Annotated in this window: 5 protein-coding genes and 2 pseudogenes; 4 read left to right on the top strand and 3 right to left on the bottom strand. The window is 62.8% G+C overall.

Annotated elements, in window-relative coordinates; translation table 11 throughout:
- Window positions 1-129 precede the first annotated feature (129 nt).
- The gene (locus MKK68_RS03990) at window positions 130-354 is read right to left on the bottom strand and encodes a hypothetical protein (RefSeq protein WP_244028902.1); all 225 of its coding nucleotides are present in this window, start codon (window positions 352-354) and stop codon (window positions 130-132) included.
- Between the two features lie 790 nt (window positions 355-1144).
- On the opposite strand from MKK68_RS03990, the pseudogene MKK68_RS03985 reads away from it, so the two are divergent.
- The 3 genes and pseudogenes from MKK68_RS03985 (at window position 1145) to MKK68_RS03980 (ending at window position 4107) form a co-directional block, all read left to right on the top strand.
- Window positions 1145-2312: pseudogene (locus MKK68_RS03985) on the top strand (IS3 family transposase).
- Window positions 2313-3085: 773 nt separating this feature from the next.
- Window positions 3086-3367, top strand: a pseudogene (locus MKK68_RS29860) (DUF3102 domain-containing protein); the annotation flags it as partial.
- A gap of 131 nt (window positions 3368-3498) precedes the next feature.
- On the top strand, window positions 3499-4107 hold the full coding sequence (locus tag MKK68_RS03980) for a hypothetical protein (RefSeq protein ID WP_244028900.1): 609 nt from the start codon (window positions 3499-3501) through the stop codon (window positions 4105-4107).
- 826 nt (window positions 4108-4933) lie between these two features.
- Here the strand turns inward: MKK68_RS03980 and MKK68_RS29685 are convergent.
- Both MKK68_RS29685 and MKK68_RS03970 read right to left on the bottom strand, forming a co-directional pair.
- Window positions 4934-5848 (bottom strand): nucleotidyltransferase domain-containing protein, encoded by a 915-nt coding sequence (locus MKK68_RS29685; RefSeq protein WP_244028898.1) that lies wholly within the window; start codon window positions 5846-5848, stop codon window positions 4934-4936.
- Window positions 5849-6135: 287 nt separating this feature from the next.
- Window positions 6136-6339: a hypothetical protein gene (locus MKK68_RS03970; RefSeq protein WP_244028896.1), complete on the bottom strand. Its 204-nt coding sequence runs from the start codon at window positions 6337-6339 to the stop codon at window positions 6136-6138.
- Window positions 6340-6844: 505 nt separating this feature from the next.
- Between MKK68_RS03970 and MKK68_RS03965 the strand changes: the two genes are divergently transcribed.
- Window positions 6845-7687 (top strand): PAS domain-containing sensor histidine kinase (locus MKK68_RS03965; RefSeq protein WP_244028894.1); only part of this gene is annotated, 843 nt, incomplete at its 3' end.

The following is a 7687-nucleotide window of genomic DNA, read 5'->3' as shown; positions in this document are numbered from 1 at the left end:
CTTACGCTCTCTTCACGTAGCTGGATCGCGCGACGGACTGCCTCGGTCGTGGTGGCGCTTCCATGAAGAACCTGGCCCATAGCGCATCCCTCGCAGCATGGTGGTCAACCGTACCACCACACCGCGGGATCAAACACCTAGTGTGAACCCGGTCAACGGCTCGCCGGCAAGATCCACGTCTGCGATCATTGCAACGATGTCGGGTCGAGCCGTGAGATGATCGATTGCCGCATCAACGCCCTTTGCCTCAGCGACCTCGAAGCTGGCATCACCCAGTGCCGCTACCATCGCCATGAGCTGAACAGGCTCGTCCTCCACGACCAGCACAGCCGCCCGCGCCTTTACCTCGCCCATGCGCTGCGTCTCCGTGTTCCCGCCAGCAGGAACGCACCTGACACCGATCCCGTAGCACCTGCTGGAACCACAAATTCGGGCCGTGAGCCTGCTTCAGGCGTCAACCGGCCCCGTAGCCGCCCTGCGAGTTGCTAGAGCCGGTCGAGGGCGCCGCCCCATCGTAGCCGCCGCTGTCTGGTCCGTGGTCGGTAACACCATCAGGCGGCCCAGGGGATGTCGGTCCCGCGCCTTCGGCCGGAAGGGCCGGAGCCTTCGAGGGATCGAGCGGATGGCCCGGCGGTAGGGTGCCTGTGGCCTCCGTCTTGGTCGTGTCGTCGCTCATGGTGCCCTCGCTGGTGCCCTATCAGGCGAAGGCGTCCCGGCTGCATGGGTTCCGGCGAGGATGAGCGATCTTTTCGACGCCGGCCGCTTTGTCATATTCATTGAGGACGGCGTAGAGCTTCTCCGTGATGTAGGCCTGCTGCTTCGCGAGCACCTACACGATATGCAGCTTAGAGGGGCGTTGTGTCGCAGCATGGCGTCCCGAGAATGAGCGACATGCTTAATACGATGTTAGGCGGATTGTACTCCAACTGCTCATTGCATCGCGTGAGTCGGCAAAATGTGCCTACGCGCATGCAGCGTGGAGTATGAGTATGCAAATACCAGTGCTGAAAATCACCTGGAAACGAACTCCGAGGGAGACGACGCTTGTCATCTCCCTCGGGTTGTTTCTGATGCCCTTCTTGGCCTGCCTCCTGAAAAGTGGTCCTCCCTGAGGTATGGCTTCGAGCCATGTGGAGGATGTTTCATGGGACGGAAGAAGCATACGGCTGAAGAGATCGTCGCCAAGTTGCGCCAAGTTGATGTCTTGGTCTCGCAGGGCCGCAAAGTTGCTGAAGCAATCCGGTCCATCGAGGTGACCGAGGTCACGTACTACCGCTGGCGTTCCGAGTACGGCGGTCTGAAGGGTGACCAGGTCAAGCGGCTGAAGTCTCTGGAGACCGAGAACCAGCGGCTTCGTGAGCAATCTCCGATCTGACCCTGGAGAAGCTCATCCTGAAGGAGGCAGCCTCGGGAAACTTCTGAGCCCGGCTCACCGCCGGGCCTGTGTCGACTTCGTCGTTGCCGAGCATGGTGTGTCCGAACGCTTCGCCTGCCGTGTTCTGGGCCAGCATCGTTCGACGCAGCGCAAATCCGCCGTCGTGGCCGAGGACGAAGCCGCTCTGACGGGCGCCATCGTCGCCCTGGCGCTGCAGTATGGACGTTACGGCTACCGTCGAATCACGGCCCTGCTCCGACGTGACGGCTGGACGGTGAACGTGAAGCGCGTCGAACGGATCTGGCGGCGCGAGGGGCTCAAGGTCCCGGCTCGCCAGCCAAAGCGGGCACGCCTTTGGCTCAACGACGGCGCCTGCCTGCGACTACGGCCCGAGCGGCCTGACCACGTCTGGTCCTACTACTTCATTGAGCACCGCACACACAATGGACGCAAGTACCGGATGCTGAACGTCATCGACGAGTTCACACGCGAGTGCCTGGCCATTCGCGTGTCTCGTAAGCTGAAGGCATTGGACGTAATCGATGTACTCTCGGACTTGTTCAGTCTGCGTGGGGTGCCGGGGCATATCCGTTCGGACAACGGGCCGGAGTTCATTGCCAACGCCGTACAGGACTGGATCGCGGCGGTTGGATCGACAACCGCCTACATCGAGCCGGGCAGTCCGTGGGAGAACGGCTATTGCGAGAGCTTCAACGCGAAGCTGCGGGATGAACTCCTCAACGGCGAGGTGTTCTACACCCTCAAGGAGGCCAGCGTCGTCATCGAGCAATGGCGAAGGCACTACAACAGCATCCGGCCGCACTCGTCGCTCGGCTATCAGCCGCCTGCGCCCGAAGTCGTCGTCTGGCCAACCGAACCGAGCGGCTCAGGGCCGCTCGCTCACCCCGCCATCGTCACGCGACCTACGATGCACTAACTTCGAACCTGGGCCACCGAATGGGGGCAGGCCATTCTAAGCACCGAAACAGGGAAGGGCGGGCGGCTACCCGCCCTTCCCATCTTAAGATCTTCTGAATGTATGAAATCTGTCGCTTTGCCAGATTGGATCGCAGGTTTATATAACTTGCAAATCACTTCGTCTCGGCACAAATACACGGATAGGCATGCTTAGTTAACACACAGTTAACGTAGATGCTTATGAACACTTCGTTTACGAAAACATTAATCGATAATTTTATCCGTTAACACTTAGACCGCTCCGAGCTGTCGTCCGCGCAGCGGGCCAGCGGGACGGCGCGTAGGAAAGCCATCTACGTCGAGCTGCACCCGGAGACGGCGGCGGGAGTTGCTGGCGCAGCAAGCCGTTGGGATGCAAGCGCCAAGTTGGCGCCTGCATTCACCTCTGAGACCGCCTCTGCCACCGGCCGATCCGAGCGCGCCGTCCAGCGCGATGCCGAGCGCGGCGAGAGGATAGCCGAGCCGGCCTTGGCCGCAGTCTCCGGCACGCCCCTCGACAAGGGTCGCTACCTCGACGCCCTGAAAAAGCTGCCGGCCGCGCCTCTCCCATGCGCAAGTAGGCCGCCGGCTCTCGGTCTTTTTATGTCGCCTCCGAGACAGCGGGTTCACTAATGGCGGGCGTGATCCAGCGGCGAATGTAGACCATACAGCTTGATCGACAATAGGCGCCGTCTCGGCACCTTTAAGAAGGTACCGGCCGCGCCCGACAGGGTAGCAGGCCGCCGGCTCTCGGTGTTCATCGTCACCGCCGAGTGGACGAGATCCCCCCATCATGAAAGGCGACCTAGGGTCGAATGTAGACCTTGCGTCTCGACAACCGGAAAAGGCCGCACTGAGCGCATCCGGTTCCGCACTCAGAGCGCAGTTCGAGACATCATCGAGATCGGGCGCGACCTTATCGCGACCAAGGAAGATCTCGGCCACGGCCACTTCCTGCCCTGGATCGAGGCGAAGTTCGGGATGGCAGAGCGGACCGCGCGTCGCTTCATGGAGAGCGCGGAAGCCTTTGGGTCCAAATCGGCCACCGTGGCCGATTTGCCCGCCACCGTCCTCTACGCCCTCGCCTCTCCATCAACACCCGACAGCATCCGCGACGAGGTGATGCGGTCTGTAGAGGCAGGCGAGACGGTCGGCTTAGCCAGGTCATGCGGGACGAGGCGCACTGGCTCGCGGAAGGCTTCCACCGCTTCAACGCCGCCCGGGAGGCCGAGCTGGAGACCATCGCATGTGAGGTCCGGCCGGGCGGGCTTTCCGACGCGATCCTGCACTCGGTTGGGGCGAACGCAACGCACGGCCTTCGCCGGTCGAACGCCGACAAGCGTCGGGCGGTTGCGATCTTGCTGGAAGATCCGCTGGTCGCGCTGGACCCGGAGACGGGTACGCCCTGGTCTGATCGGGCGATCAGCCGCCTGTGCTCAGTCGACCACAAGTTCGTAGCGAAGGTCCGTGCGCCGATCACCGGGGATATCCCCAGTGATACCCGCGCCTACCCAGACCGCTGGGGCAACGTCTCGCAGATGCGCACCGCCGCCATCGGCCGTAAGCCGGCAGCCGCGCCGCCCGAGATCCTCGCAGACGGGCCGGCGCCGGCAGAGCCGCAGGCTGAGGCGCCGCCGCCAGCCTTGTCGCCCGCTCCGTCATCGCCCGAGCCGACCAACGTCGTCCCGCTCGCACCCCGCCTTTCCCCGCTTCCGACGCCCGTGCGCACGCGGAGCCGCCTTGGCCATCGCAGTGTCACGCAAGCCCTCGCGTGACGGGTTCTCAGATCATAGGTTTTGTGACGACATTTCATACAGGAAAAATGTTGGCCCGATCCAGCGTGCAGGCCGTCACGCAATCGGACGTTTGCGTGATAGACGGTCCCATACTGACACTTATGCGAATGGCCAGCGCATGTAGACGGGCCGTCGCGACGCTCAATCCGGCTTCTGCGTCTCATCCAAGGAGTTTGACGGGTTCGCGCCACTGCGCAGAACGACCAGCGCCCGCATCCGGGTCGGCCTATCCTCGGTCGCCATCCAGAGCGTCAGAAGCTCGAGGGTCTCGCTCAGTTCGTGAGAACCTTGATTGAAGAATGCCTGAGGCGAACAGCCAAGCGACTCGGCAAGGCGGTTCAGAAGGGAGAGCGGCCTTGGATCAGTCATTCTTCGTGCCCGTTTAACCTATGTTATTGTATGATAATCTAAAGGCGCCTGATCTCATCAAATGATAATTTTTGATCAGAGTCCTGTATTCAAAATACATAAATACTCCGGGGCGGGGCGTATGCGGGTGGGTGAGCCTGATCAAATCGAAGTGATCGCACAAGCTTGTATAGAGGCTAACGACCTTATCCAGGAAAGCGGCACGGACATGATGAAGACGATCATGCGGGTGCTGCTGTTCGAGATCGGCCAAGAAATTGCCCGCCAGCAAGCTGACTTGCGGGGAGAACCTGCCCGCGTCTGAGGCAGAGTTCCCGTAAATTGCCTTACGCGAACGGGCCTACTGTCAGCAAAACGGTCGTTTATCCGACATGAAATTGCGTCGGTGCCGGCCTTGCTGATGCTATCATTTGTTAACAGGCGCGGCCCCTGTCGATTAGCCCGAGGCACGAGACCACAGCATGATCGCCGAGACCTTCGCGGCGCGGGTCTCCATGCTTTCGACCTCGCCAGATCGGGCGAACAGTTCGAGGCTCACATGCTGCCCGACGATTGCCTTGAGTTCCTTCCCCCACCGATCTCCGAGCGCCGTGTAGTTTTCAAGCGGCCAGTCGTGAACGATCGCTCCGGGGTATTCTGGCGCTACGTCAGTGAGCACGAGGCCGATATCCACGTCACTGTCAGCACGGGCAGTACCGCTCGCTCGGCTGCCGTACAGCCATAGCTCAGCGATTTCCGACTTGCCGGCCGCCCAAGCCGCAAGACCCGTCAACCATGCCGGCTCAACGTCGAGCCCAAGGTGCTCAAGTCCGGGGTCCATGAACGATGATAGGGAGATCTCGCCGAGGTACTTGGGATAGGCACGGACGAAGGTGGCGAGTGTCTGTTGAGCGCACACATCAAGGAACTGCCGCTGCCCGTCTGCCTCGACCTCAAGCCCCGGTGCATCCCAGCGCCCTTCCCCCCACCCGGCCCCGGCCGTGTCGAACGCGAATTGCGCTACGTCTCGCTCATTGCCCGGTAGTAGGGGCAGCTTTTCCGGGTGCTTCACGCCGTTGGCGATCGCCAGCACGATAGAAGCCTGAGCGCACCGGGCATCCACCGTAGCTTGCACACGCTTCAAGGCGTTCCGAACCGCCGTCTTGCGCGCATTCCCAGCCATGCCGCCGAAGCCGGGCTGTGCTTGGACCTTGGCGAGCGCAAGGGAGTCGGCGACGTGGCAGATCACGAGGCACGCCAGATAGGCGCGTCGCCGATCATCTCGTGCGGTTCGGAACTCGGCCAGCGTCGGCAGCACGATTGCCCTGACGTACTCCTGCGGCGTCATCGGCACGTTCGGGTTGTTGCTCACACGCATTCTCTGGTCGGCGAACGTTGGGAAGCTCGCCGTATTTTGCCTGAACGCGCGCGATGCGGTCCAATGACGTTCGGATGGCGGCACGGGTTGCTTGCAGCATTGCATCGTGCTCGGCGCGATGGGCCCTAACTCGATCAATGAGCATCTGGGTCTCTCGCAACGCGCGCTCTTCCAGCGAATGCATGCCGGCTCTCTCAGTACCCAGAACCGCGGAACGTCAGCGTGTGACCGCTGCGGGCAGCCTTGACCCAAGTCAAGCCTTTCAATCCGCCTTAAGATGCTTACCGCCTTGCACGGATCATCCAGGCGTCACGGTCTGCGCGCGCCACGGCCAACTCCTTCTGCACCTCCTCAAGCCGGGCATGCATCTCGCCGGCATCGACGGCCGTCTCGATCAGGAGTTCCTGCGCCTCGGCGAGGGCTGCGCGCAACTCGGCGATCTCGGTGGCGAGCGCCAGGACCAGTGCCGTCGTCTCGTCGCTCATCCTTCAGCAACCTGTCTGACCCACCGTGGACGCCGCCGCATCCGCGGCCAGCAGGTCGCTCGATCTGTTGCGGCGGCTCTGTTTGCCCCTTCAAGCAGGGCCGCCACTCCTTCGAAGCTTCGAACGGGCCATAAGCCGGCGTCGGCGGTTCCTGTTCCCCGCAGCACCGACCTTCACGCGATCACCCGGCCCAAGGCTTCACGGGCACGGCGCAGGGAACTGGCCCGCGCCGACCTGTCATCGCGTGCTCTCTGTGCCGAGCTGCCTGCCGGCGTTCGCGACCGCCGCGGCGCGCGAGCGTCGAGAGGCCTGCCGTGTAGCAGATGGTCCGTCGCTGACCAGCGACTAATAGGAGGCACGATGTTTGCCGCTGAAGGCTGACAGGCATTTTACCTCTCTTACAGGGTGGCAGGTGTATCGTTCGTCCCGAACCCTGGAGTTCCTGGATCGCGATCGCCTGCCTGTGGTCTCGCCGGGCAGAAACTAACTCGGCACGCCGGTCCACATGCAGCCTTCCCCCCGGTTCCCGATCGACCCCGCGGACCAAACTGAGACTGCCGCTGCAACCCAGGCCATCATCCTCAATCAGCTCGCCGAGGGCGTGATCGTCACCGATGCAGCAGGTCGGATCACGATGGTGAACGGGGCTGCCGCTGCCATTCACGGTGTCGCTCGCCTCAATGTCGAGCCGGATGCCTACAGCGACACCTACCGGCTCTTCACCGAGGATGGGCGACCGTATCCACCCCTTGATTTGCCGCTGGCGCGCGCGGTGCGTGGGGAGACGGTTCGGGAGGCGCGATGGCGGATCGTGCGACCGGATGGCGTCGAAGTGCTCGCGGTAGGTAATGCCCAGCCGCTTCGTGGGGCAGATGGCCAGCAGATCGGGGCGGTACTGACGCTTCGGGACGAAACCGCACGTGAGACTGCGGAGCGCGCTCTGTTCGAGTCGAACGCGACGCTCGCGCAGCGTGTGCAGGAGCAGACGCGCGTCGCCGAGGAGGCGCGTGCCGAAGCCGAGCGGGCGAGCGAGGCCAAGAGCGAATTCCTCGCTGCGATGAGCCACGAGATCCGTACGCCCCTGAACGGCATCCTCGGCTACGCCGACATGCTGCTCGACGAGACCTACCTGCGGGCGGAGGACCGTCACCGGCTCGAGCTGATCCAGGGCTCGGGCGCCGCGCTGCTCACCGTCGTCAACGACATTCTCGACTTCTCGAAGATCGAGGCCGGGCAGCTGACCCTCGACCCGGTCTCGTTCCCGCTGGTCTCGGTGATCGACAACACCGTCTCGATCGTCCGCGGCGGCGCGCTGAAGAGCAACCTGCGGATCGAGACCCGGATCGAC

The organism is Methylobacterium sp. E-016 (assembly GCF_022829745.1).
Taxonomy (GTDB): domain Bacteria; phylum Pseudomonadota; class Alphaproteobacteria; order Rhizobiales; family Beijerinckiaceae; genus Methylobacterium.
The sequence above is the reverse complement of the archived record's forward strand: the minus strand, read 5'-3'. Positions and strand labels throughout refer to the sequence as shown.